Below are 24,524 nucleotides of genomic sequence, written 5' to 3' on the forward strand. Positions count from 1 at the left end.
GTATATGCGAGATTCTTTTAAAAGAAAAGTTCAAATATTGTTGACGTAATACGATTATTAAAATACCTGACTCCAAGCAGTCAGTGGAGAAACAATTGGATATGCTGATTAATGGCAGCTGGACTTCAGCCTCCGATGGCCTGACCGATGCGGTCATCAATCCCGCCACCAATATTGAGATCAAGCAGGTTCCGCGTGCGAGTGTGGAGGATGTGGCGCGGGCTGTGCAGGCTGCTCAGCAAGGTGCACAGCTCATGGCTGCACTGCCAGCCTACAGACGCTACGAGATCCTTGAAGCTGTGGCCCGGCACATCGAAACCAAACAGACGGAACTGGGACATTTGCTTTGCAGTGAAAACGGCAAGCGCATTGGCGAGACTACCAGCGAAGTTGGTGTCGCGGCGCGCATTTTTCGCGGCTATGCGGAAGAAGCCAAGCGCATGTTTGGACGTTCCTTCCCACTCGATTCAATTCCTGACCGCGAGACATCACTGGCAATCACAACGCGAAAACCACTCGGCGTCATTGCGGCCATCGTTCCATTTAACTATCCGGTCGAACTCTGGAGCCACAAGGTGGCAGGCGGGCTGGCCGCCGGCAACGCGGTGATTACCAAACCACCGGAAGATTGCCCGCTTACAATCATTGAAATCAGCCGCTATCTGGAGGAAGCAGGTTTGCCGCGCGGCGTGCATCAGGTGTTGACCGGCGGACGTGATGTCGGCGAAGCACTTGTTCGTGCCGAAGGCGTTCATATGATCGCGATGACCGGCAGCACGGTGGCAGGGCGGCAGATTCTGGAAGTTGCTGCCGCGACATTGAAGAAAGTGCATCTGGAGCTCGGCGGCAATGATGCAACAATTATCTGCGCCGATGCTGATATCGACAAGAGCGCCGATGCGCTGATTGCGGGACGCTTCACCTCGGGCAACGGCCAGATCTGCTGCGCAGTCAAGCGCGTGCTGATCGACCGTTCAATCTTCCAGCCCTTGCTCGATGCACTGGTTGCCAAGACGAAGATGCTCAAACTTGGCGACCCGATGGATACGGCGACCGATGTCGGTCCTCTGATCAACCGGCGTGGAGCCGAAAAGGTCGAGGCACAGGTCCGGCAAGCAATGACTGATGGTGCAACCATTGTTACGGGTGGGAAGCGGCATGAGAACTTCTTTGAACCCACCATATTGACAGGGGTGACTCCGGGGACACCGGCCTTTGATGACGAAACTTTCGGGCCTGTGCTGCCGCTTATTCCCTTCGATACATTCGAGGAGGCACTGGAGCTCGCCAATGACAGCCCGTTCGGCTTGCAGGCAGCTATCTTCACCCAGGATTTGGGTCGGGTTATGCGTGCCTATAGTGTACTCGATGTAGGTACCGTCGTCGTCAACCATACAACGGCGGTACGCGTCGAGACCCTGCCTTTCGGCGGTAATAAATGGAGCGGCAATGGGCGTGAAGGTATTCACGACACACTCAATCAAATGACCAGGGAAAAAACCCTGCTGCTGCATAATGTTTTTGGAGTGGTGAGCTGATGCCCCACATGCGCGTCGACCGGCTGGCAAAAAGCTATGATGGCAATCCTGCCGTCCGGGAGATCTCGTTTGCGGTGGAAAAGGGCCAGGTTCTGGCACTGTGCGGGGAAAACGGTGCGGGCAAATCAACATTGATGAAAATGCTTTCCGGAGCTACTCAGCCCGATAGTGGATCGATACTGCTCGACGGACAGGCTACCCGGATCAACGGGCCGGCGGACGCACTGGCGCTTGGAATTCGTACGGTCTATCAGGAATTGAGCCTGCTGCCGCATCTGAGCGTTGCCGAAAACATGCTGTTAGGCCGTATGCCCACGCGGATATCATCACTTGCAGTGGATTGGTCCACGGCCCATCAAATTGCTGGAAACGTCCTCGCAGATTTCGGTTTTCCGGACATCGATCCCACAGTTCTGGTCGGTGATCTCAGTGTTGCCCGACAGCAGATTGTCGAAATCGCCAAGGCCATGGCCGCATCGCCGGATATACTCATCTTGGATGAACCCACAGCAGTTCTGTCCGCCTCGGAAACTGAGAAGCTGTTTGAAAAGGTACGTCAACTCGCGGCCGACGGCTGCACGGTACTTTATATATCGCATCGGTTGGAGGAGATATTCACCATCGCGGATGCGGTCGTCGTTCTCAAGGACGGCCGCAGTGTGCTGACCGGAACAATCGCCGAATTCAACCAGGAACGACTGGTTCAGGCGATGGTCGGTCGGCCATTGGCGGCAATCTTTCCCAACAGGTCTGCGAGTACGGGCGAGGTCGTGCTCGAGGTCGAAGGGCTTTCCCGGCAAGGCAGCTTCCAGGATATTTCATTTAACCTGCGTTCCGGTGAGATCGTGGGCATGTTTGGTTTGGTCGGCAGCGGCCGAACCGAAATCGCCAAAGCTGTTTTCGGTGCCATATCAACCGATGCCGGTGCCATCAGACTGAATGGAAAGCCTATTGCCTTCAATACCCCGCAAGAGGCAGTACGGACAGGAATTGCCATGCTTACGGAAGACCGGAAAGGTGATGGATTGGCGCTCGCGGCAAGCATCCTCGATAATGCCAGCCTTGCAAGTTTCGGCCGTCATTCACGCTTCGGCATCATCAACCGGATAAAACGCGCCGCACTGGTGGATGACAAGATTGCAGAATTGTCGATCCGCCCGAAAGACGCCAACCGGCCGGTGCGGCACCTCAGTGGAGGTAACCAACAAAAGGTGGTGCTCGCCAAGTGGATGCTGGTGGAAGGTATAAAGCTCTTCATATTTGACGAACCGACACGTGGTGTAGATATCGCGGTCAGGGTTGATATCTACAGGATGATCCGTGACCTGGCCGATCAGGGCGTCGCAGTACTGGTGATTTCATCCGAAATGCCTGAGGTTCTGGGTCTCTCGGACAGGTTGCTTGTCATACGGGGAGGGCGATTGGTCGCTGAACTCGATCCAGATCATGATCAACCGGAAACGGTTTTTGCCTACGCTGCCGGTCTTCCGGTTCACCCCAATTCACCGGAGCTTGCATCGTGACCGAAGTACTGTCCACCATTCACCCGAAACGGGCATTCTGGCAGCGCTTCAGCCGCGCCGATATATTGTTTACACTGGCAATTCTTTTACTGGTGATTTTTGCGAGTTTTGCCTCCGACGCGTTTCTTACCCAACGCAACATCGTAAATATCTCGCGCCAGATTGTCACAAACGGCTTCCTTTCCCTTGGTATGCTTATGGTGATCCGCACGGGCGGCATTGACCTCTCCGTCGGTTCGGTGCTGGCCTTTGCCGGGTTGCTGGCTACAGGATTGCAGGACCAGATGCACTTTTCCGGTGCCATTGCCATCGCGCTTGGCATGGGCATCGCGGTCGGATGGCTCAATGGCTGGCTGACGGCCCGATATGAACTGCAACCGTTCATCGTGACTCTGGCAACGATGGGCAGCTTGCGCGGCCTTACATATGTCTACGCCGATACGCCCCGTTATCCCTCCGACGAGATGTTCCGTTCACTGATTGGCGGTGCATTCGTCGCGGGTGTACCGGTAACTTTCCTCATATTCGCGATAGCTGTCCCCGCTGTGTGGTTCTATCTCAATCACACTGTTTCCGGTCGTGCCGCCTTTGCGCTTGGTGTCAACAAGGAAGCGGTGCGCCTTGCCGGTGTTCCCGTCGGCAAGCATATGATTTTTGCCTATGTAGCCTGTTCGTTCTTTGCCGCTGTTGCAGGTGTTTTGCTTGCCTCTCGTCTAGGGATAGCCCAACCCAGCGTTGGTGTCGGTTATGAGCTCGATGCCATCGCGGCGGTTGTCATCGGCGGCGGATTGCTTGGCGGCGGCGGCGGCACTGCTTTGGGTGTGCTTGGAGGAGTGCTGGCGCTGGCGGTCGTCGACAACGTGCTCAACCTGTTCAATGTCGATTCCTATTACCAGCAATTGCTTAAGGGAGTGATCATTCTCGTGGCGGTGCTCGCCAGACGCAAGAAGGGTTGAAACGCCGGCTCGCCGGCCTAATGGAGGAGGAATGAAAATGACAATAGTGCAGAGATTGCGTACTGCCGCGTTGGCCGGCATTGCCGGAATGGTGTTGACGGTGAGTGCCGCGCAGGCCAAGGATATCAAAGTCGGGGTAGTCAACCTTTCCTTGTGCTGCGCCTATTTCGTGGGAATGGACGCCGCCGTAAAGGATGAGGCGAAAGCGTTTTCCAACGTAACGGTCCTGTCGACCGATGCCGATGGTGATGTGGCCAAACTAACGGCGAATGTCGAAGATCTTCTCAACCAAAACGTCGATGTGTTGATTATTTCGGGAGCATGGATCGAAGCGGCACCTGCTGCTCTCGAAGCCATTCAGCAGGCGGGTGTGCCCGTGGTAATGGTCGACCGGCTGCTCAAGGGCGGCCAGTACACGGCTTGGGTTGGACCGGATAATCGCGTTATCGGGGAAGGTATCGGCGACTACATCGTCAAGCGTCTCGGCGGCAAGGGCAAGGTCGCGATCATCCGAGGCGGACCAGCTGACAACACTATCGGCTCGAACCGAACGGATGGTGTGAAAGCAAAGCTTGAAGGCACAGACATCGAAGCTCTGGTCGCCCCGGGCTGGGGAGGATGGAGTGCCGATGGCGGCTTCAGGCAGATGGAAGATTTGCTTGCCAAAAACGCAGAGATCAATGCGGTGTTCTGTGAAAACGACTCGATGTGCCTTGGTGCACAAAAAGCTGTTGCCGATGCCGGCAGAGCCAAGGACATCTTTATCGCTTCGGTTGATGGTGAAAAAGGTACATTGGCTGAGATCATGAAAGAAGGAAGCAATTATGGCGCTACCGGATTAAACTCATCCGACCAGATTGGCCGCGCTGGTTTTAACAGAGCTATGGCCATCCTTGCCGGCGGTACGCCCCAAAAAGATACAGCCTTGCCATCGCCGATCATAACCGCGGACAACGCTGCAAAATACTATAATCCAGAAAGCAAATTCTAAAACTATACGCCAGGCTGGAAGAAGCAGAAGCTGGCCCCGCAGGATTACAACCTGCGGGGCCGCTTGTTTATTTGAGCAGTCAGACTTAACGGGTTCATGCTTCGACGGGTTTGCCATTGCACGCGTGGATAAACCGAATGCGTTCCCGTATCACCGCCGACACTGTTGTTGAGAGGTCGGGTGCAGACTTGATACTGTGTGTGTCTCGCCCCTTCGTTCTCTCGCAGGCGATATAGCTGCAGGAAGGCGCTCCGCCACTCTGCCGGGCGTCCCCCGCTTGTCGATCGTACCAGTTCGCGCCCGAAGCATCGTGCAGTAGACGAATTTCACCGATGATCAGGGGAGTGATGGCTCGGGCTGCCGCCTTTATTTTGCTAAACGATTCCAAATCCTCTTTCGCTATAGAGGGGAACGTCCGACCGGACCGCGAGCAGTATGTTGGCGGCAGGCCATCGCCCAAGCCGGAAAACAGCCTCTCAGCATTGACGAGCTTAACCGGCTCCAGCGCGTGGTCATAGAAGATGCCCGTTTCGTCCGTCTCGGTCTACGAGACGAGGGCGGTTTCATAGTGCAAGCTCGCGGCACCAATATGCCAACTTCGCAGTATATCAGTGCACGTCACGAAGATCTTTGCGGACTGATGGACGGGCTTGTTGCGTTTGCAGACCGCTCGACACGCGGTGGGATGAACCCCGTCGTAGCGGCGGCATGCGGCGCATTCGGTTTCGTCTACATCCACCCTTATGTGGACGGCAACGGGCGTCTGCATCGATGGCAGATCCGCCATGCGTTGGCAGCAGCGGCCTATAGCCCTCCAGGTCTGGTCTTTCCGGTCAGTGCGGCAATTCTGCGCGACATTGGCAGCTACCGAACCGTGCTCGAATTCTGTTCGTCATCGCTGCTGCCCTTCATCGAGTGACAGTCAACCCTGACCGGCAATGTCGAGGTGCTGAACGAGACGTCCTTATTCTACCGCTATTTCGATGCCACTGCACACGCAACCTTTCTCTATAAATGCGTTGAGCAGACTGTCGTTCACGACCCGCCTGAGGAGGTTTGGTTTCTTCAGGCTTTCGATGCCTTCGCATAAGGTGTTCAGCAAATCATCGATATGCCGATGACGCCGCTGGAGCTGCTCCATAAGTTTCTGGAACAAAACGATGGACGATTGTTACAACGCGCGCGCGCCAAAGAGTTTGCCCCGTTAAGCGATGAAGAACCCAGGAGGATTGAAAACCTCTGTGAAGACGCATTCAAACCTGCGGCTTGACCGAAACTATAAACTTCTCCGATGAGATACTGAACTTGCCCGCTGAGGTCTTAAAGAGCGAAATACTGTGATACCCGCCCCCATTTTGTCTTTATGCGGTGAGTCCGCGATGGACCGTGGTCTGATCATCGCGTGCGTCATAGTCACGCTGGCAGTCCTGAATCACATCGATGTTCTCGATAGTCCAGTCGAACAGGATCGAAAACGGCGCCTGCAGTGATCGCCCGAGTGGCGTCAGCGTATACTCCACGCCGAGCACGCGTCCATCCAGAACCCTGCGCGTCACCATGCCGTTGCGCTCCAGCTTGCGCAGCGTCTGCGTCAGCACGCGTTGGGTCACGCCATCAAGGCGTCGCTTGATGGCGTTGAAGCGTCGGGGCTCGCTGAGGACCGCCAGCACCATCATCGACCACTTGTCCGCAATCTGGTCGAGGATCACGCGGCTGGGGCAGTCTGCACGATAGATCGGGTCATTTTCACTTATCGGCTCATCCATAGGTATCCTCCAGCATCCCTGGGATGCTTCAGGTGCGTAATTGACGCCAGGTATCTGATGAATACTTTAAGGTCAATGGCGCGAAACACCTGTGCCAGAGTTTTCCCGAAGAACAGAGATCTACATATGACAGACACAGATTTCGGCCGGCTGCGAATTTCCAGGGCAGACGGCGTTGCGACGATCACCATCGACAATCCGCCGGTCAACGTCCTCAATGTCGCCCTGATGAGCGAGATACGCCGCTTTCTCCTTTCCGTTCGCGATGATCCGGACACGCGCGTGCTGGTTTTCCAAAGTGCGGATCCGGAGTTCTTCATCGCCCATGTCGATATGACATTGATCGATGAGCCGCATGCCTTCGACGATTTTGTCCGCGAGGCTCCGCAAGGGCTCAACCCGTTCCAGGCGTTCGGCGAGCTTCTGCGCGAACAGCCGCAGGTGACGATCGTCAAGCTCGCCGGGCTGGCGCGTGGCGGAGGCGCGGAGTTCGTCGCGGCCGCCGACATGGCATTTGCCGCCGAAGGACGGGCAGGGCTTGCCCAGTGCGAGGCGTTGATGGGCATCACGCCGGGCGGCGGGGCCACGCAGTATCTTTCCAGCCGGATGACGCGCGGCCGGGCTCTCGAAGTAATCCTTGGCGCCGATCTCATCGATGCGGTGACGGCGGAACGCTACGGATGGATCAACCGCACGCTGCCTGCATCAGAGCTTGACGGTTTCGTTGATCGGCTGGCGCGTAACATCGCCGCCTTGTCCGAAGGCGTCATTGCCGCCGCCAGGAAGGCGTTGCCTCCCGTAGATCTGCGGGAAGGTTTTTGCCGCGAGCACGACGCCTGGGCAGGCCTCTTCGAACGCCCTGCGGCGGAAAAACTCATCCGGGGCGGACTCAAGGCCGGCGCACAGACCAAGGACGGTGAGCGAGATCTGGAAGGCCTGCTTCGCGCACTGGACATAGGATGTCCCTGAGCTCAAGCAGGACACGAAACCGCCATGGCGAAATGTCTCGCCCGGGTGGCTTCGGATGGCCTTTGCCTGGCTCTGGTGCTCTCCTGAAGTGCCGGGCTGGCTGCAAAACCCTGCTCGACAGCCAGAGTGGCACGGCGAACCATGCGGGGCAGGACCGGCTTATGTAGTCTGTTGCGAACACTCGTTATCTGGTGATAAACGCCAAAATATCCTCATTCAGTACATCGGCATTGACGGTCAGCATGCCGTGAGAAAATCCAGGGTAGGTCTTCAGCGAGCCGTTCGGCAGCAGCTTGACTGCCTTAAAGGCTGAGGCAGCGATCGGAACGACCTGGTCGTCCTCACCGTGCAGCACCAGCGTCGGCACGGTGATCGCCTTCAAGTCCTCGCTCTGGTCGGTTTGCGAGAAGGCCTTGATGCCGTCGTAGTGCGCCTTGGCGCTCCCCATCATGCCCTGCCGCCACCAGTTCTGGATCACGCCTTCATGAACCGTTGTGCCCTCGCGGTTGAAGCCGTAGAACGGACCTGACGGGACGTCGCGGAAGAACTGTGCACGGTTGCTGGTCAGCGCCGTCCGAAAGCCATCGAAGACCTGTATGGGTGTGCCTTCGGGGTTGTCGTCGGTCTTCAGCATCAGCGGCGGAATGGCGGCGACGAGAACAGCTTTGGCCACCCGACCCGCCGGTTCGCCATGTCGCGCCACGTAGCGCGCGACTTCACCTCCACCGGTCGAATGGCCGATATGAACTGCGTTCTTCAGCTCCAGCGCCTTGACGACGGCAAACGCGTCTGCCGCATAGTGGTCAATGTCGTGACCGTCGGCGACCTGGTCCGAGCGACCGTGGCCGCGCCGGTCATGGGCGACGACACGATAGCCCTTCAACAGGAAGAAAAGCAACTGCGCGTCCCAGTCGTCGGAACTGAGCGGCCAGCCATGATGAAAAACGATCGGCTGGGCGTCCTTGGGACCCCAGTCCTTGTAGAAAATCTGAACGTTGTCGTCGGTCGTGACAAAGCCCATGGTGAGTTCTCCTTGTGAAAGTTTGAGGGTGACAGTTTCGCCGGCATGCACGGTGCCCGGCAGTAGTGTGAAGCTCGCTGCAAGTGCCACGCCAGCGATAAGGGCATCGCGGCGATTGAGCAACAGGCCGGGAGGCAAGGCTGAAGGCATGGAGACGTTCCGTGGGTAACCAAAATGTGGCGGTCGGGAATGCGTGTCGGCCCCCATGAAGGAGTTCTGTCCGGCATTCCATGATGATCTGGGCAACGAGGCCGTAAGCGGATGTGCCGTTAGAGGGATTGTGAGTGTGTCCTTGGCTGGTTTTCGAATGTATAGTTTTACCGGCAGACATGCTCCTGAGTGCACATTGCCTGAGGCCTTGATGTCATCTCGACAAGCAATGCGATAGTGCACCTCGGCGCGAAACTGTGTCGCCATACGTGGAACACCGAATGGATTCGGCTCTCGCGTCTCCGATTCGGCAGATCATGCAGCCGGATCGCCGACATCTGTCTGTGCACGGATCGAGCTGAGGTACAAAGCTCACCTCTGCGGCCAGGTCGGCACCCTGATGATGTTCTTAAACCAGTCTGCCATGCAGAGCTTTTGCGCTGATGGGCGCGCAGGCTCTTCGGTAGACGGTACATCTGCTGAATATTACGGCACGTAACGCGGTATGCGATCCGTCGCTGGCAAACCCGCAAGCCCTTCGGCTGGCTTGCTTCCTTTGACTTCGTCGCCCACCGCGATGATGGCCTCGGTTCAACGTTGCAGGTCAGCCACGGGCGCAGTACCAAATCTGCTTTTATACTCTCGACTGAATTGCGACGGGCTTGCGTAGCCTACATCATATGCCACGCGCGATACATTGGTATTGCCGGCGGAAAGAAGCTTTCGAGCCTCCAGCAGACGCATATGACGTTGGAAGGCCAGCGGGCTAAATCGTGTGACAGCCTTGAAGTGCCTGTGAAAAGAGGTGACGCTCATGCCGGAAGAGGCAGCCAGGTCGGGGATAACAACGGGTTCGCTGTGGTTGGCGACGAGCCAGTCAGCGGCCGTCTTGAGCTGCTGGCACCGGTCGCTTCGCTGGCCGACCTGACGGAGCGTGTCGCCCATCGAGCTCTGCAGCAGACGATAGTAAGCTCGAACTCATAGCGCGGCGCGAGCACGCCGACGTCAACGGGCGCAGCCAAAAGCCCGACGAGACGAGCGAATGCGTCGCCAACCTTGCCGTCCAGATCGCCTGCTGCGACCGCGCACGCCCAGCGTTCTCCTGTCTGGGCATATCGAGCATGACCCGCGTGAGCAAGCCGCTATCAAGACGAAGGCTGATATCGACATAAAGGAGCTCAGGTGTCGCGCCGGTCAGTTGATGGATATAGGGCAGGCCGAAAGATGATGTCGCGCAGGTGCCCGCCGGCAGTTCAAAGCGATTGGCACCTATGGTCAAAATCTTGGTGCCCCGTAGAACGGCGTAGAACATGGGTTCGAACACGGCCGGTGTGGGTGACGTGGCGCGTGTCCCAATCCATAGCGTCAGGCGGGGAATGGATGTCGGGAAGCCAACAGTTCCCCCATGTCGTGCAACAAAGGGAGCAACGTCGTTCAGCAACTGAGTGGTTGGTTTCAAGGGATTGGCCATCACCTCAGCATGTAGTGATTTGGAAGGATCAGGCAAGTCTCTGGAAGAATCGGGAATGTGGCCTCCGTCGTGTCTGCCTATCTTGAGGCTCGACGAAGCAAAACTGCCGTGATCTTCGGTGCCAGGGGAAATGGCCTGGGAACCGCGTATCAGGGCGACATGACATTGAAAGGGTTCTGATTTTGCAGGAGCTGATTGGGAAGAATGCTCTGGTAACGGGTGGGTCGCGCGGCATAGGCACAGCAATTGCACACGCGCTTTCCGGGAAGGGGGCTAATGTAGCCATAACGTATGAGCGGTCAGCAAACAGTGCGGCGCAACTTGTTCAGGCGATCGAAGGCAAGGGGCGCAAGGCAGTTGCGATCCAGGCCGACAGCGCCGGTCCAGAGGCAGTACAGCGATCCGTGGACGAAGCCGTCCGCGCACTGGGCGGCCTTGATATTCTCGTCAACAATGCCGCGATTGCACGATACAACAATATTGCCGATTTCACGGTCGAGGATATTGACGCGCTGCTTGCAGTCAACGTGCGTGGACCCGTGCTCGCGTCGAAGGCGGCCATTCCCCACCTCAAGGAAGGCGGTCGCATCATAAACATCGGTTCGGCGGGTGCGGATCGTATCGTTGGCGTACCCGGCACGGTCTACTATATGACCAAAGGTGCGCTTCAGGCATTCAATCGCGGTCTTGCGCGCAAATTGGGTACCCGGGACATCTCGTTCAACCGGGATCGACAAACACCGAATCGAATCCCGAGACGGGCGAATCTGCGGATTACCAGCGTAGCCTGACCCCCTTGGCCGTTTCAATCAGCCAGAAGATGTCGCAGCCGCTGTCGCCTTTCTCGCGACGCCTGCCGCCCGGCAGATTACGGGGACGATCCTCACTGTGGACGGCGGCGCGCTTTCATGAAAGCGCAATGCTTTTGGTGGTCGCTCGATGAAGGTCGGCCAAGACTGTCCGGTGTCCCGGATCCTTGTAAAAAGGCCACGTGCCGTCCTTGGTGATAAAGTAGGCCACCCCAACTCTTATTGCAGTGCCCGCACACTATTTGCAGAGCTGTATCGCTGAAGCCAAGACTTTAGCGTTCCACTTATTGCGACATAGTTTTGTGTATTTGGAGACTATTCAGCCTGGAACTGCAACGATACCAGACGCGGTGGAGAAACTGATTGGCGGGGCGGTGTCTGTCTTTGACCGTCGCCCGGTCACTCAAACATGTGAGATCGGAAGGGTGAGTGCATGGCCGAGGCGAGCTTGGGGCAGACGATCGGGCCTGCAATCGTCCTGATGGCGGCGGCTGTTGTCGCGGTGCCCCTGTTTCGGCGGCTCGGCCTCGGCTCTGTTTTGGGCTATTTCGCTGCCGGTATGCTTGTCGGTCCGTCGGCAATCGGGCTGTTCACCGATGCCGTATCCATTTTGCATTTTTCGGAACTTGGAGTGGTGATGTTCCTGTTCGTAATTGGACTGGAATTGCGCCCCCGCAAGCTATGGGCTATGCGTGGCCAGATCTTCGGACTGGGCCTCGTGCAAGTCGCAGCGGCAACCGCAGTGCTTACGCTGACCGGCATGCTGGCCTTTGGCCTGTCTGGCCCGGTGGCCTTCATAGCCGGGGCTGGTTTCGTCCTTTCCTCGACGGCCGTCATCATGTCGGTTCTGCAGGATCGCGGCGAGATATCGGGCGCAGAGGGCCAGAAGTCCGTCTCTATCCTTCTCTTCGAGGATCTAATGGTCGTGCCGCTTTTGGCGGTGGTCGCTTTCCTGTCGCCTCTGTCACAAAGTCAGTCGGGCTGGATGGACGCTTTGCTGGCGCTCGGCGCGTTGCTGGTTCTTTTGGTCGTGTCAAGATGGGGCCTGAACCCATTCTTCGCCCTGCTGGCGCGTGCACGAACGCGCGAAGTGATGACGGCGGGCGCGCTGCTGGTGGTGCTTGGAGCAGCGTTGCTGATGGCCGGCGCCGGTCTTTCCATGGCAATGGGCGCATTCCTTGCCGGCGTGATGCTGTCGAGCTCCAGCTACCGGCACCAGATCGAAAGCGACATCGAGCCGTTTCGTGGCCTGCTGATGGGCCTGTTCTTCATGGCTGTCGGCATGTCGCTCGACCTCTCCGTTGTTGCCACGAAATGGTGGCTTCTGTTGGCCATGTTGGGCGCATTCACCGTTACAAAAGGTATTATGGTCTATGCAGTTGCACGTTCATTTGGCAGTTCCCATCCTCAGGCATTGCACCGCACTTCGATGTTCCTGCAGGGAGGCGAATTCGCCTTCGTGCTCTACGCTGCTGCGGCCGCAGGCGGCGTGATTGATGGGCGCGAAAGCGCACTGTTCACCACCGTCGTGATCTTCTCCATGGCGCTGACGCCGCTTCTCATGCTTGCGGCAGACCGGCTGCTCTCAAGCGAGGCATCTATGGAGGGCGTTGAGGTGGCTCAGGATCTCAATGGACGGGTGCTCATGATCGGTTTCGGCCGCTTCGGGCAGATCGCTTCGCAACTGCTGCTTTCCAGGGGAGTCAACCTCTCCGTGATTGATATGAGTCCGGCAAGTATCCACGATGCAGCACGGTTTGGCTTCAAAGTCTTTTTCGGCGATGGCACTCGCCTTGACACCCTGCGCCACTCCGGTGCAGCATCCGCCGATGCGCTTATGATCTGCATCGATGACCCGAAAGCCACCATGCAGATTGTGGAACTGGCACAGCATGCGTTTCCGCAGGCCAAACTTCTCGTGCGAAGCTATGATCGCGTTCATGCGGTCGAACTGACCCGCGCCGGGGTGGACCTTCAGATCCGTGAGACGGCGGAGTCCGCCTATCTGATGGGAGCCGAAGGGCTGAGGGCACTGGGATTCGCCGACATGGATATCGAGGAAACAGCGAAAGACATCCGTCAACGAGACCTCTCGCGCCTCACAGAGCAAGTACAGGGAGATCACATGTCGGGGCGCGATCGTCTTCACATTCAGCCGGTTCCGCAACCATTAAACGGAACACAATCCTCGTAGCAGGCGACAGCGGATCCTCGCGCTAAAGCAAGCATGAGGTTCAGGCATCCTATGATAGCAGGGAACGGGTTATGCAGGCATATAGAGTTGCCATTGCGGGTTTCGGGAGCGTGGGACGTGCAGCAGCAAATCTGCTTCTGTCCCGGCGTTCGCGCTATCGCCGGGTTTATAACGCGGATGTCCGGTTGGTTGCGGTCTGCGGATCGCGATCAGGCCTGACAAACGCTGATGGTCTTGAGGAAGAACAACTGGGCACGCTTGAAGACGGGCTGTCAGGACCCGCCTTCATTATGAAGAGCGGCGCTGATATCCTGATAGAAGCGGGACCGAGTGATTTCCGCACCGGTGGCCCGGGGCTTGCCTACATTCGTTCGGCATTGTCGGCCGGGCGCGACACGATCGTTATATCGAAGGGCGCCCTTGTCCATAGCGGAAGAGAGCTTCGAGACCTTGCCGACGGATCGGGTGCCATGCTGAAACTCAGTGGTGCGGCCGCGGCCGCCCTGCCGACGATCGATCTTGTCGACCATAGCCTCAAGGGCTGCGAGGTGCTCGAGGTCGAAGGCATTTTGAATGCCACCACCAACTATCTGCTCGACGCCATGGTGACACGTGGGATTGGCTTCGAGGCAGCGTTGCGTGAGGCACAGCAAGGCGGTTTCGCCGAGGCGAACCCACGAAACGACACGGAAGGCTGGGACACCGCCTGCAAGCTGCTGATCCTTGCAAATTTTGGCCTTGACGCTGACCTGACAATGGATGACCTGAGCGTCGAAGGTATCCAGGCGGTCACCGGAGAACGCATCGAGGCATGGCGCAAGGAGAGACTTGTCCCAAAACTGGTCGGCAGCCTTATGCAAACGAACGGCAGCTTTCAGGCCCAAGTCGGCATCAGGACATATCCGCTCGCCGACCCCCTTGCGAATGTCCGTGGAAAGGACAAGGCGATCCGCATCACCTCCGACGCAATGGGCGAAATCATCGCGATCGGATCAGGTAAGGAACCGCTTGCCACCGCCGCGGCTGCGCTGAAGGATCTCGAGCACATCCTGACGGCAAGAGGCGCACCATCCCTCGCCGATATCGTGAGGCGATCATTATGACAGATCGCCTGGCAGGTCACGCCGCCGCAGGCATTACCTTCCATGGCACCCACAGTCACAACGTATCAAACGGGGCCTCATTCTTTGCAAAGGACAAACGCATGAAAGCCGCAGTCTATAACAATCCTGGCCCTCCAACGGTCTTGAAATATGCCGACGTGCCGGATCCGGTCTGTGGGCCAGATGATGTCCTGATTTCCGTCGAGGCGATTTCGATCGAGGGCGGGGATCTGATCAATCGCCGATCGACCCCACAGCAATCTCCCTGGATTGTTGGTTATGCCGCTGCCGGGACCATTGCCTTGATCGGTGCAAATGTCCGCGACCGGGCAGTCGGCGAAAAGGTGGCTGCCTTCAACATGCAGGGGTCGCATGCGGAACTCTGGTCCGTCCCCGCCTCGCGCACATGGTTGGTTCCAGATGACCTGGAAATGGCACAAGCCGCATCGCTGCCCATTTCCTTCGGAACGGCCTATCACTGCCTGATCACTAAAGGGGGCTTGGGCGAAAAAGAAACAGTCCTGATCCAGGCCGCCACCGGCGGTGTCGGTCTGGCGGCCATCCAGCTGGCGCGTAAGGCAGGGGCGAGTGTCATCGCCGTGGCCGGTGGCAGCGAACGACAGGCGCGCCTGACTGATCTCGGCGCATCACATGTCATTGATCGCCTGGAGAAAGACATCGTTGAGGAGGTACTTCGGCTGACTGGTGACAAGGGGGCGGATCTCGTCATCGATCCGGTTGGCTCGACCTTGCAGGCCTCGCTGTCCGCACTCGCTCCCGAGGGGCGCCTCGTGTTCGTCGGGAACGCAGGTGGCGGGGAGCTCAAGGTCGAACTGTGGCAACCGATGCAGAATAATCAGACGCTTCACGGTGTCTTCATGGGGACACTGTTCGAGAGGTCAGCGGTGCATGACACGGTCGATGAGCTTCTCAAGGCAACCGTGGAGAAACGCCTGGAAGTCGTGATCGATCGGGTGTTTCCGCTGCGCGATGCATCGAAGGCACATGAGTATGCGGAGACAGCGAAACCGTTGGGGCGCGTCGTGATGATCCCCTGACCCTGGCGTTTCCGGATTCGATGTTTTTCGGTCATGTACCCGACCTGCTGACACAGCCGCTCCAGGCGATCGGGTGGCTGCCGGGTTAGATATCTGCACGCAGTATCCGACCGGCTGGCGATTCACATCCGCGCTGTCCTGGACTCTGCCGGGCCATGGTTGAAACACTCAATCAGCATTTCGGTGAGCACCCGCACTTTTCTTGCAGGATACTGCCCGGGCGGTCTGACTACATATATTCCCGCCGGGGGTGGTGGATAGCATTTCATGACCGGAACCAACTCGCCGGAGTCCAGATAATCTTTTATCAGGCCGTCAGGGAGCACGCCGATGCCCAGACCGGCTACTGCGGCGACAACGAGAGCGGCCCCGTTGTCGGCCTTGAAGCGCCCCTGCGGGCGAACGCTTATCACCTTGTCTCCATCCATTACCTGCCACGTTTCCGTGCCTTGCATGAGAGCCTGATGGGCGACAAGCTCGTCCGGGGTCTCCGGAGAGCCATGGGCTTTGATGTAGTCCGGGCTTGCAACGAAACTTCCGTAAAGGGGACCGACGCGTCTTGCGATCAGGTTTGAATCCTGAAGCGTGCCGACCCTGATCGCACAATCATATCCCTCTGCGATAAGGTCCACAAAGCGATCGCTGTAACAGGTCTGGATCTGGAGATGAGGATGGCGCCGCGCCATTTGTGCAAGTACCTGCGCGAAATGCGTTGGGCCGAAGGAAAGCGGTGCAGCAACCCGCAGGCGGCCGCGGAGTTCACCGGCCGGCAGGATGGTCTCCCTGGCCACATCGAATTCAACTGAAATCCTTGCTGCGTAGTCCCGAAACGTTGCGCCAGCCTCGGTCAGAGAAGCTCCCCGTGTGGATCGAGCCAGAAGCTGGACACCAAGCTCGGCTTCAAGCCGTACGAGCCGTCGGCTGACCATCGACTTGGAGATGCCCAGTCGCATTGCTGCGGACGTAACGCCACCTGCATCAGCAACTTCGACGAATGTCCGCAGATCCTCGATATCCACTCAGCGTTCCTCTTTTTACGACACAGCTTGGCAGATGTAAGGACTACCGCATCTCAAACAGGAATGACAAGCTTCTCCCTCGACAGCGTCTCGTAAGGCGCATGTCTTCTTAGCCAAACCACCAACACAGGATGTATCCATGACCTTTCGTAACGGCCTTGACTCGCTTCTCCGCCCCGAAGACTCCGTCCTCGTTCTGATCGACCATCAACCTTATCAGCTGGCGAACCTGAACAGCCACGACCCGCAAGCTGTGGTCAACAGCACGACCGCGCTGGCGAAGCTGGCGAAAGCCTTCGATGTTCCGACGATTCTCACCAGCGTGATCGCAGGGCGCGGCGGACTTCTCTTCAAGCAGATCACCGACGTATTTCCGGACCAGGAAGTCATCGATCGCACTTGGGTCAACACCTGGCAGGACGAGAATGTGGTGAACGTCGTCAAGGCGACTGGCCGCAAGCAGCTGATCATCGCCGGCCTGTGGACCGAAGTCTGCGTCGCAATGCCTGTCATCCAGGCCGCCGGCGAAGGCTGGGACGTGACCGTGATTACCGACGCGTCGGGCGGGATTTCGAAGGAGTCTCACGAAGTCGCCATCCAGCGGATGATCGCGGCCGGTGCGAACCCGATGACCGTGATGGCGCTCGCTGGCGAATGGCAACGCGATTGGGCGCGCACCGGACATGTCGAGCAGCTGACCGAGATACTCATCCAGCACTTCGCCGGCAGCGGCATCGCCTATCTCTGGGAGCAGCAGCTGCTCAACACCCCGGTGCCGGGCATCAAAGGCGGGCAGTAAAGCTGTCAGGGATGAGGGGGATTCGATGGACGCATCGCGAGAATGCAGACGGTCTGTTGGTCCTCGTCGTCCCGCTACTTCATTGCAGGTCGAAGCATCTGAAGCAGCGATGATGATCGCGGGCACGATTATGTGAGACCTGGTGCTCTTTTGTGGGGTTGCCCGGGGTGGGGGACGAGCGGCAACTGCTTGTGAGATGGTACCTCGCTTTTACGGCAGATGTCGTCATGATTCCGGTAAACGCGCATGTACGCTCAGGATCGGCATTGAACGCCGCCCTTCAACTGAACACATCAGCCAGGTCCAGCGCACAGGGGGAGGGAGTATATCTGGCCGAAACGGTAAGGCTTCGAAGCTTGTCAGTCGCGAACGACGTATTGCAATTGATTTGCGGGGGGCGCGATCATGCTCCACACAGGGCAGTTGCGCCGGGTCTTTCTGGCAAGAACTACAAGCAGGGACCGCGTCCCTGGCGCCCTGGCAAACTTCCGGGCTCACCGCCCGCACCGGCCGATAATTTTGAAAGGACCTGATATGGAAATCGGTATCGACAGTTTTGCAGCCATTCTCCCTGATCCGGCGACGGGCAAGCTTCCGGCTCCGACTGATCGCATGGCCGACCTCATCGAGGAGGTGGTGGTCGCGGACCGGGTCGGGCTCGATGTCTTCGGTATTGGCGAGCATCATCGCGGGGAGTTTCTCGATTCTGCGCCGACAGTCATTCTCGCCGCAGCAGCGGCCCGCACCAGCCGTATCAGATTGACCAGTGCTGTGACAGTGCTGAGCGCCGCAGACCCGGTGCGGGTTTTTCAAGAATTCGCAACTCTCGATCTGATTTCCAAAGGCCGTGCGGAAGTCGTTGTCGGCCGGGGGTCCTTCGTGGAAGCCTATCCGCTGTTCGGTCTGGATACACGCGACTATGACGAACTTTTTGCTGAAAAGCTTGACCTGTTTCTCAAGCTTGGCCAGGCGACCCATATCACATGGGAAGGTCGCTTCCGGCCGGCCCTCGAAGGGCAAGGTGTTTTTCCGCGTCCCCATCAACAACTGCTACCATTATGGATCGGAGTCGGCGGCACGCCGCAATCCTTCGCTCGTGCCGGTTCGCTTGGCCTTCCACTGATGATCGCAATCATCGGTGGGAGCTTCGACCGCTTCCGTCCGCTTGTTGATCTCTATCGCGAAGCGGGCAAGCGCGCGGGACACAGCCCAGAGGCACTTAAAGTCGGCGTTCACGCGATGGGATTCGTGGGCGAGACCAGTGCCGCAGCGAAAGATGCCTTCTTTCCGGGATGGGCGCATCTGACGACGAAGATCGGTCGCGAACGCGGCTGGTCACCGCCGACCCGCCAGCAGTTCGAGGGCATGACAGGTGCCGAGGGTGCATTTTTGATCGGTGACCCGAAGACGGTCGCAGCAAAGATGCTGCAGGCCAGCGAGACGCTTGGCGGCGTCTCGCGCATCACCTTCCAGATGAGCACAGCCTCTCTCGACACGGCAGCGATGAAGACATCGATCGAACTTCTCGGCACTGAAGTCGCGCCAATCGTGAGGGCAGCGCGATAGGCATGGAGGCTTGGCTGTATCGCAAAGGGGAGAACACCAAATGGATATCGAGGATCTGCGGACATTTGTCGAAGTTGCCGATGCCGGGGGCATTTCCCCCGGGGCACGTCGACTGGGGATCTCCAAGTCAATTGTCAGTCGGCGCCTCATCCGGCTTGAGGAAGCACTCGGTATTCAGCTCCTTGCACGAACGACCCATGGTGCCGCGCTGACCGAAGCGGGCAGCACGTTTCGCGAATATGCAGCAAGGATCTGCGCCGAGATCGATATCGCGCAAGAAACGATAGTGCCTTCCGGTGATCTTCGCGGACGCTTGCGGGTGGCCCTTCCGCTCACATCAGGCCCGGTGCATTTTGCTCCCGTGCTTGCAGAAATGGCACGCCATTACCCACAGCTCCAGATCCATACTGAATACAGCGATCGCTTCGTCGATCTGATCGCGGACGGCTTCGACTGCGCGATCCGGGTCGGCGCCCTGCACGACTCGAACCTGATTGCAAGGCGCGTTGGTCAGATTTACGGCAAGCTGGTGGCGAGTCCGGACTATATCAGGACGCATGGTTCACCGGAAAAGCCCGACGATATCGCCGTTCATCAAGCTCTGGTCGGCGCCGAGACGTGGCGGTTCATGGATGGCGACAGGATCATCACTGTGCACCCGCAGGGGCGCTTCAGTTCCGACAACGGCGCGGCGCTCGCCAGTGCAGCCGCAGCAGGCCTTGGTATAGCATGGCTTCCCGATTGCGTTACCCGCGAATATCTTACATCCGGCGCTCTCCTTCCGATCATGACCCGCTATTCGCTACCGGTGGGCGGGGTCTATGTCGTGCGGCCGCCCAGTCCGCACCCGGCACGAAAGGTGCGTATCCTCTCCGAGTTCCTGATCGAATCGTTCGAAAGAAATCCTCATTTGTGGGGGGTGGGGTGTTGATGCTTCGACTGCACGTTCCGCTTTTTGCGACACAGCTCACCGCGCCGCGCAGCTAGTCGTGCAGGCGTTCGCCCGTTAGTTACTTGGGGGCACGCAACATTCCCTGCGCTCTACGCAGGTACGGGATCGCCAAACGGAGGAGTTAAACGCGAATGAGCTGGAACCCTGCAATCGAACCAGGCTGTCCTGACGAGGTCGGCATCGACGCGATCGAGACGCTCATCGTTCCGCGCTCCCGCGATCTTGGCGGTTTCGAGGTGCGGCGAGCCTTGCCGGCGCCCAGGCGGCAGATGGTGGGACCGTTCATCTTCTTCGACCAGGCGGGACCGGCCGAACTCCTGACCGGGCAAGGTGTTGATGTCAGGCCACACCCGCATATCGGTCTGGGCACCGTTACGTACCTTTTTCGGGGAGATTTTCATCACCGCGACAGCACCGGCGCAGACCAGATCATCCGCCCCGGCGAGTTGAACTGGATGATTGCCGGGCGTGGTGTGACCCATTCAGAGCGAACCACGGCGGCAGCGCGAAGCGGCCCGAACAGCTTGTTCGGAATTCAGACCTGGGTGGCTTTGCCTGAAAGCCATGAGGATATGGAACCCGCCTTTGAGCACCACAGCAAGGGGGTGTTGCCGATAATCGAAGACCAGGGCGTTACTCTACGACTTATCCTGGGGAACGCTTACGGCAAGAGCGCGCCCGTCTCCATGCCCTCCGAGACATTCTACGCCGACGTGACGCTTGAAGCGGCAAGCCGATTGCCAATGCCGGACAACCATGAAGACCGGGGCATCTACATCATCGAAGGCTCGATCTCAATAGCCGGTCAGGAGTACGAAGCGTCTCGGATGATGGTCTTCCGTCCAGGCGACAAGATTACGGTCGTAGCTGGCGCGAGAGGCGCACGGCTGATGATCCTGGGCGGTGCGACCCTCGCAGGCCCTCGATATATCTGGTGGAACTTCGTTGCCTCGTCGCAGGAACGTATCGAAGCCGCCAAAGCCGAGTGGCGGGCCGAAAACTGGGGCAAGGGCCGCTTCGATCTTCCGGTCGACGACCGGGATGAGCACATCCCGCTTCCAGAGTGACGAGGGCGACCTTTCATCGGATGATATGCAGAGCATTGCCTCCCCCGTTATCGGATGCATTGATGTTGCATATGCCTATTTGGCGGGACTGTCGTGGATTCATCTCGATAGTAACCAAAACCCCCTCCACAAATAACAATTGTTGCTATATCGCTGTGCAGCGGAGCGCGCCTGCGCAGTGGATCTGACCAGCAGGAGAGAGCTTGCGCACCCGTGATAGGTTTGAGCCTGAGGTCTCGATGCTTTTTTCTGAAATGCTGCCCGAGCTGCGCGTTATTCTAAAACAGGTTGCGCTGGAGGATGGCAACCTGCCGGACCCGACGCTTCTCCCTGCAACGGAGGGAAGATTGCTTGTCGAACAATTGAGCCAACGCTGGAATAGGAATCAACCTAATGTGGCGGAAGTTGCAGAGCGGTGGCTCTTTCCAGACTACACTCTGGGATCCAGCACGACCCGGATCAAGATATTCGTTCCAGAGAAACCGGGGGCAGGAGCGATCCTGTTTGCCCACGGGGGCGGTTTCTGTTTCGGAAGTCCAGAAACGCATGAGCGCACAGCTCGACTGCTGGCGATTGCCGCCAGTATGCCGGTGCTCGTGCCGGACTACCGGCTGGCGCCGGAATACCCCTTTCCCGCTGGACTGAAGGACCTGGTGGCTTGCATGCGGGAGAGTGTCAATCTCGCGTCCTCGCTGGGTGGCACGCCCGGTCCATTGATCATGGCCGGCGAATCAGCTGGCGCAAATCTGGCTCTCTGCGCCGTACTTCACGAATTGCAAGAAGGCCGCGCATGCCCGGATGGCGCGGTTCTGTTGTGCGGCACTTACGGGCTTGGCACCAGTACGGATTCCTACATTCGCTACCGGGATGGGCCCGGGCTTACGAAGGCAAAAATGCAACGGTATTTGCGATGGTATTGCGGCAATCGCGATCTATCGAACGAACCGCTTGCCTGTCCTCTTGCCGCAAGCGATCAACTGCTTGTCGGACTACCGCCGGTACGCCTGTTTGCCGCCGGCATAGATCCGCTAAGTTCGGATAGTGTTCTATTGGGAAAGCGGCTGACGGCGCTCGGACGATTGGATGAGGTCACTATCGTTCCGGGTGTAACGCATGCTTTTACAAATTATAGTGTTGCGTTTGATCTGGCTGAGGTCGTGCTGGCAGAAGCCGGAAGGAGCGCCCGCAAGTTTGCCAAGGCCGCCGAATTGGATTGGCGTCCCAGCCCATAACGCTATTGCCGATGCCCTAGGAGCGAAAGCAGAACCGCGCGGATATGATCAATATGATCGTGCAGCAATGCGCCAGCCTCGTTAAAGCGGCCTTCCGCCGTCAAGGTGAGCAACTGCGTGTGTTCTGCAATAGCTCGTTCACGCCCCCTGTTTACACTTGTCAAATGGATTCGTGTATGTCGATCGGATTCGTGCAGGAGGCCTTTTACCAAGCCCAGAATTCGCGGACTTTTGGAATGCTTGTACAGCAACATGTGGAACTCGGTATTGATGCTGTTCCATTTGGAGACTTCCATCTCGGAGATCGAGTGCTTGTACCGCTCCAGGTTTCCGCCAAGTGTATCAATATCATCACGCGTTAGCCGCGGTGCCGAGCGCGCATAGAGAAATGGCTCCATCAGCAACCTCATGTTGAACAATTCGTCGACCTCTTCGGGAGAGAGGTCAACGACGACGGCACCACGATGGGGCATGATCTTCACCATACCTTCCGTCTCGAGCAGCAATAGCGCCTCCCGGATCGGGATACGGCTCATGTTCAGTTCGTCAGCAAGCACCATTTGGCGCAGTGGCACGCCGGGCGCGAACTCTCCGGCCAATATCCTGTCCCGTATCTCGCCGGCTGCCACCATCGCCAACGTTTTATGTTTTAAATCCTTTTCCGAGGTCATCTCACACCAGCTTCAAGTTTAAATGATTGCAATCTGCCGAGGCAAATTGCCGCTAAGTCGGCACGCCCGGGTAGCGAGACCCGACAGATTAATTGGGTGATTCAGGGTCCGAGCTAGCCCTTTATAACCGATTCCCGGAAGAAAATAGGCCACGTTGGACTTATTCACCCCAGGCTTGGGCGCGTTCCGGCATTCTGTGGCAGACAAGACAAGTTACTTCAAATTCTATTCAGATCGAAAAATGAATAAAGGGCTTTACAGAATAATTGGATACAATATACAAAAGTTATATGAGACTTCGATGCTGATGTATCCTGTTGAGTGGCAAGTTTCTCCGGTTGGCTGCTGTGGTGTCCTGGCAATTCGGACAGGCAGTGACGGGCATTGACGATCATTGAAGATAAATGCGTTGTGAGGAAATGATATGAATATAGAGCCCATCCATCATGCCCCACCGCCCGAAGAAATAACTGCTCGTATCGGGCGCTTGCAGGTGCTGATGGAAGAACGTAAGCTGGACTATTACGTGTCATTTTCCACGGACAACATTTATTACCTCACAAATTTCGCCAATTATGTCCATGAGCGCCCCTTTGTACTGGTGATCCCGGTCCGTGGTACGCCACATTTTGTTGTGCCCCGGCTGGAGATTCCCCATGTGCTCGCCAGGGCCATAGGGAAGCTCCACCTTGTGGAATATCTGGAATTTCCAGCCCGCGACGGCGAAAACTGGTTCGATCGGCTTGGTGACATTCTCAGGGATGCAAAGCAGGTTGGCGTTGAATCGATCTGCCCACTTCAGATATACGAGGCAATTACGGCACAATGCGTCCGTACCGATCTGATCGATGATTTGCGGATGATCAAGTCTCCATACGAAATGGGCCGGATGGTCCACGCGGCGCAAATCGCAACCGATGCGATGGCCGATCTGCTGGCAAACGCCCGGCCGGGGCGCACACTACAGGAAGTGTCCGCTGCCGGTTCGCGATTCATGTTCGAGCGTTTGCGGACCGACTCTCCGTCGCTGAACATTTTGGCGACCAAGATTCTGTCGGTTTTCCAACCCCGTTCTGTTGCGCATGACCCGCATAACTTCACAGATCTGGATATGGTCATGGAAGCCGGCGGGCCGCATGTTTCCGTGCTCAATGCTGTGATGAACGGATATGGAACCGAAATAGAACGAACATTTTTTCTTGGTCATGTCCCGGAGGAAGCCAAGCGCCCCTACGAGGTGATGATGGAAGCGCGGCGGCTGACATTCGAGCTTACCAGGCCAGGCACACCGATGTCGGAGGTGGACAAGAAGGTGGCCGAAGTCATTGTAACGGCGGGCTACGAGAATGGACTGCTCACCCGCACCGGACACGGAATGGGCGTCACGGCGCATGAAGGCCCTTTTCTTGCTGAAGGAGACAGGCGGATCCTGCAGCCAGGTATGAGCTTCACGATCGAACCCGGCATATTCCTTCCAGGTATTGGTGGCTTCAGGCATTCCGACACGATCTTGCTGACTGAAAAAGGCAATATCAGCCTGACATACGCGCCGGATTCACTGGAAGATATGACATTGGATATCTAGTGGCCGACGTAATCTAATTCGCTCGTGCCGAACTCAGCTAATCACCCTCGAGTATGCCTAAGTTAAGCGATCTGTTGGGCATCA

At 57.6% G+C, this 24,524-nt stretch carries 20 protein-coding genes and 3 pseudogenes; 16 read left to right on the top strand and 7 right to left on the bottom strand.

Features of this window, described 5'->3' with window-relative positions; translation table 11 throughout:
• Nucleotides 1–101: 101 nt before the first annotated feature.
• The 5 genes from ABKW30_RS23105 (at nucleotide 102) to ABKW30_RS23125 (ending at nucleotide 5,927) form a co-directional block, all read left to right on the top strand.
• A complete protein-coding gene (locus ABKW30_RS23105) occupies nucleotides 102–1,538 on the top strand; it encodes an aldehyde dehydrogenase family protein (RefSeq protein WP_348601350.1) in 1,437 nt (478 codons plus the stop codon).
• A complete protein-coding gene (locus tag ABKW30_RS23110) occupies nucleotides 1,538–3,061 on the top strand; it encodes a sugar ABC transporter ATP-binding protein (RefSeq protein WP_348601283.1) in 1,524 nt (507 codons plus the stop codon). The genes ABKW30_RS23105 and ABKW30_RS23110 overlap by 1 nt, the downstream gene beginning before the upstream one ends.
• Nucleotides 3,058–4,017 carry an ABC transporter permease gene (locus ABKW30_RS23115; protein ID WP_348601284.1) on the top strand — a complete coding sequence of 320 codons (960 nt, stop codon included), beginning with the start codon at nucleotides 3,058–3,060 and terminating at the stop codon, nucleotides 4,015–4,017. Before ABKW30_RS23110 ends, ABKW30_RS23115 begins: the two co-directional genes overlap by 4 nt.
• Before the next feature lie 37 nt (nucleotides 4,018–4,054).
• Nucleotides 4,055–5,008 carry a substrate-binding domain-containing protein gene (locus ABKW30_RS23120; protein WP_348601285.1) on the top strand — a complete coding sequence of 318 codons (954 nt, stop codon included), beginning with the start codon at nucleotides 4,055–4,057 and terminating at the stop codon, nucleotides 5,006–5,008.
• Between the two features lie 508 nt (nucleotides 5,009–5,516).
• On the top strand, nucleotides 5,517–5,927 hold the full coding sequence (locus tag ABKW30_RS23125; RefSeq protein WP_348601286.1) for a Fic family protein: 411 nt from the start codon (nucleotides 5,517–5,519) through the stop codon (nucleotides 5,925–5,927).
• A 442-nt stretch (nucleotides 5,928–6,369) separates the two neighbouring features.
• Here the strand turns inward: ABKW30_RS23125 and ABKW30_RS23130 are convergent, their stop codons facing one another.
• Nucleotides 6,370–6,774 carry a helix-turn-helix domain-containing protein gene (locus tag ABKW30_RS23130; protein WP_348601287.1) on the bottom strand — a complete coding sequence of 135 codons (405 nt, stop codon included), beginning with the start codon at nucleotides 6,772–6,774 and terminating at the stop codon, nucleotides 6,370–6,372.
• A gap of 126 nt (nucleotides 6,775–6,900) precedes the next feature.
• Between ABKW30_RS23130 and ABKW30_RS23135 the strand changes: the two genes are divergently transcribed.
• Nucleotides 6,901–7,743: an enoyl-CoA hydratase/isomerase family protein gene (locus ABKW30_RS23135; protein ID WP_348601288.1), complete on the top strand. Its 843-nt coding sequence runs from the start codon at nucleotides 6,901–6,903 to the stop codon at nucleotides 7,741–7,743.
• A 184-nt stretch (nucleotides 7,744–7,927) separates the two neighbouring features.
• Here the strand turns inward: ABKW30_RS23135 and ABKW30_RS23140 are convergent, their stop codons facing one another.
• The 4 genes and pseudogenes from ABKW30_RS23140 to ABKW30_RS23155 form a co-directional block, all read right to left on the bottom strand.
• Nucleotides 7,928–8,764 carry an alpha/beta hydrolase gene (locus ABKW30_RS23140; protein ID WP_348601351.1) on the bottom strand — a complete coding sequence of 279 codons (837 nt, stop codon included), beginning with the start codon at nucleotides 8,762–8,764 and terminating at the stop codon, nucleotides 7,928–7,930.
• A gap of 741 nt (nucleotides 8,765–9,505) precedes the next feature.
• Nucleotides 9,506–9,859, bottom strand: coding sequence for an AraC family transcriptional regulator (locus ABKW30_RS23145; RefSeq protein ID WP_348601290.1), 354 nt, complete (start codon nucleotides 9,857–9,859; stop codon nucleotides 9,506–9,508).
• Between the two features lie 77 nt (nucleotides 9,860–9,936).
• Nucleotides 9,937–9,981 (bottom strand): annotated as a pseudogene (locus ABKW30_RS23150) (hypothetical protein); the annotation flags it as partial.
• Between the two features lie 44 nt (nucleotides 9,982–10,025).
• Nucleotides 10,026–10,385, bottom strand: a pseudogene (locus ABKW30_RS23155) (AraC family transcriptional regulator); the annotation flags it as partial.
• Nucleotides 10,386–10,567: 182 nt separating this feature from the next.
• Between ABKW30_RS23155 and ABKW30_RS23160 the strand changes: the two are divergent.
• The 4 genes and pseudogenes from ABKW30_RS23160 (at nucleotide 10,568) to ABKW30_RS23175 (ending at nucleotide 15,549) form a co-directional block, all read left to right on the top strand.
• Nucleotides 10,568–11,297, top strand: a pseudogene (locus ABKW30_RS23160) (SDR family oxidoreductase).
• A gap of 330 nt (nucleotides 11,298–11,627) precedes the next feature.
• On the top strand, nucleotides 11,628–13,388 hold the full coding sequence (locus tag ABKW30_RS23165; protein WP_348601291.1) for a monovalent cation:proton antiporter-2 (CPA2) family protein: 1,761 nt from the start codon (nucleotides 11,628–11,630) through the stop codon (nucleotides 13,386–13,388).
• Nucleotides 13,389–13,459: 71 nt separating this feature from the next.
• A complete protein-coding gene (locus ABKW30_RS23170; RefSeq protein WP_348601292.1) occupies nucleotides 13,460–14,491 on the top strand; it encodes a homoserine dehydrogenase in 1,032 nt (343 codons plus the stop codon).
• Nucleotides 14,492–14,592: 101 nt separating this feature from the next.
• Complete coding sequence (locus ABKW30_RS23175; protein ID WP_348601352.1) at nucleotides 14,593–15,549, top strand: zinc-binding alcohol dehydrogenase family protein; 957 nt, start codon at nucleotides 14,593–14,595, stop codon at nucleotides 15,547–15,549.
• A 122-nt stretch (nucleotides 15,550–15,671) separates the two neighbouring features.
• On the opposite strand, the gene ABKW30_RS23180 is transcribed toward ABKW30_RS23175, so the two are convergent.
• Nucleotides 15,672–16,568, bottom strand: a complete 897-nt coding sequence (locus ABKW30_RS23180; protein ID WP_348601293.1) for a LysR family transcriptional regulator — start codon at nucleotides 16,566–16,568, stop codon at nucleotides 15,672–15,674.
• Nucleotides 16,569–16,707: 139 nt separating this feature from the next.
• Between ABKW30_RS23180 and ABKW30_RS23185 the strand changes: the two genes are divergently transcribed.
• From ABKW30_RS23185 to ABKW30_RS23205, 5 genes are all read left to right on the top strand, one after another.
• Nucleotides 16,708–17,367: a hydrolase gene (locus ABKW30_RS23185; RefSeq protein WP_348601294.1), complete on the top strand. Its 660-nt coding sequence runs from the start codon at nucleotides 16,708–16,710 to the stop codon at nucleotides 17,365–17,367.
• A gap of 534 nt (nucleotides 17,368–17,901) precedes the next feature.
• Nucleotides 17,902–18,933, top strand: a complete 1,032-nt coding sequence (locus ABKW30_RS23190; protein WP_348601295.1) for an LLM class flavin-dependent oxidoreductase — start codon at nucleotides 17,902–17,904, stop codon at nucleotides 18,931–18,933.
• A 40-nt stretch (nucleotides 18,934–18,973) separates the two neighbouring features.
• Nucleotides 18,974–19,864, top strand: a complete 891-nt coding sequence (locus ABKW30_RS23195; RefSeq protein WP_348601296.1) for a LysR family transcriptional regulator — start codon at nucleotides 18,974–18,976, stop codon at nucleotides 19,862–19,864.
• A 152-nt stretch (nucleotides 19,865–20,016) separates the two neighbouring features.
• Complete coding sequence (locus ABKW30_RS23200) at nucleotides 20,017–20,952, top strand: pirin family protein (protein ID WP_348601297.1); 936 nt, start codon at nucleotides 20,017–20,019, stop codon at nucleotides 20,950–20,952.
• 203 nt (nucleotides 20,953–21,155) lie between these two features.
• A complete protein-coding gene (locus ABKW30_RS23205) occupies nucleotides 21,156–22,184 on the top strand; it encodes an alpha/beta hydrolase (RefSeq protein ID WP_348601298.1) in 1,029 nt (342 codons plus the stop codon).
• Nucleotides 22,185–22,186: 2 nt separating this feature from the next.
• On the opposite strand, the gene ABKW30_RS23210 is transcribed toward ABKW30_RS23205, so the two are convergent.
• The gene (locus ABKW30_RS23210; protein WP_348601299.1) at nucleotides 22,187–22,855 is read right to left on the bottom strand and encodes a GntR family transcriptional regulator; all 669 of its coding nucleotides are present in this window, start codon (nucleotides 22,853–22,855) and stop codon (nucleotides 22,187–22,189) included.
• Between the two features lie 424 nt (nucleotides 22,856–23,279).
• On the opposite strand from ABKW30_RS23210, the gene ABKW30_RS23215 reads away from it, so the two are divergent.
• Nucleotides 23,280–24,440, top strand: coding sequence for a Xaa-Pro peptidase family protein (locus ABKW30_RS23215; RefSeq protein ID WP_348601300.1), 1,161 nt, complete (start codon nucleotides 23,280–23,282; stop codon nucleotides 24,438–24,440).
• The last annotated feature ends 84 nt before the right edge of the window (nucleotides 24,441–24,524 follow it).

The organism is Phyllobacterium sp. SB3 (assembly GCF_040009165.1).
GTDB lineage: Bacteria > Pseudomonadota > Alphaproteobacteria > Rhizobiales > Rhizobiaceae > Phyllobacterium.

What these genes read in the sequence shown, in the direction of transcription:
- ABKW30_RS23105 (WP_348601350.1), top strand. Translation starts at nt 102, where the DNA reads ATGCTGATTAATGGCAGCTGGACTTCAGCCTCCGATGGCCTGACCGAT.
- ABKW30_RS23110 (WP_348601283.1), top strand. Translation starts at nt 1,538, where the DNA reads ATGCCCCACATGCGCGTCGACCGGCTGGCAAAAAGCTATGATGGCAAT.
- ABKW30_RS23120 (WP_348601285.1), top strand. Translation starts at nt 4,055, where the DNA reads ATGACAATAGTGCAGAGATTGCGTACTGCCGCGTTGGCCGGCATTGCC.
- ABKW30_RS23130 (WP_348601287.1), bottom strand. Translation starts at nt 6,774, where the DNA reads ATGGATGAGCCGATAAGTGAAAATGACCCGATCTATCGTGCAGACTGC.
- ABKW30_RS23135 (WP_348601288.1), top strand. Translation starts at nt 6,901, where the DNA reads ATGACAGACACAGATTTCGGCCGGCTGCGAATTTCCAGGGCAGACGGC.
- ABKW30_RS23140 (WP_348601351.1), bottom strand. Translation starts at nt 8,764, where the DNA reads ATGGGCTTTGTCACGACCGACGACAACGTTCAGATTTTCTACAAGGAC.
- ABKW30_RS23145 (WP_348601290.1), bottom strand. Translation starts at nt 9,859, where the DNA reads ATGGGCGACACGCTCCGTCAGGTCGGCCAGCGAAGCGACCGGTGCCAG.
- ABKW30_RS23165 (WP_348601291.1), top strand. Translation starts at nt 11,628, where the DNA reads ATGGCCGAGGCGAGCTTGGGGCAGACGATCGGGCCTGCAATCGTCCTG.
- ABKW30_RS23170 (WP_348601292.1), top strand. Translation starts at nt 13,460, where the DNA reads ATGCAGGCATATAGAGTTGCCATTGCGGGTTTCGGGAGCGTGGGACGT.
- ABKW30_RS23175 (WP_348601352.1), top strand. Translation starts at nt 14,593, where the DNA reads ATGAAAGCCGCAGTCTATAACAATCCTGGCCCTCCAACGGTCTTGAAA.
- ABKW30_RS23185 (WP_348601294.1), top strand. Translation starts at nt 16,708, where the DNA reads ATGACCTTTCGTAACGGCCTTGACTCGCTTCTCCGCCCCGAAGACTCC.
- ABKW30_RS23190 (WP_348601295.1), top strand. Translation starts at nt 17,902, where the DNA reads ATGGAAATCGGTATCGACAGTTTTGCAGCCATTCTCCCTGATCCGGCG.
- ABKW30_RS23195 (WP_348601296.1), top strand. Translation starts at nt 18,974, where the DNA reads ATGGATATCGAGGATCTGCGGACATTTGTCGAAGTTGCCGATGCCGGG.
- ABKW30_RS23200 (WP_348601297.1), top strand. Translation starts at nt 20,017, where the DNA reads ATGAGCTGGAACCCTGCAATCGAACCAGGCTGTCCTGACGAGGTCGGC.
- ABKW30_RS23210 (WP_348601299.1), bottom strand. Translation starts at nt 22,855, where the DNA reads ATGACCTCGGAAAAGGATTTAAAACATAAAACGTTGGCGATGGTGGCA.
- ABKW30_RS23215 (WP_348601300.1), top strand. Translation starts at nt 23,280, where the DNA reads ATGAATATAGAGCCCATCCATCATGCCCCACCGCCCGAAGAAATAACT.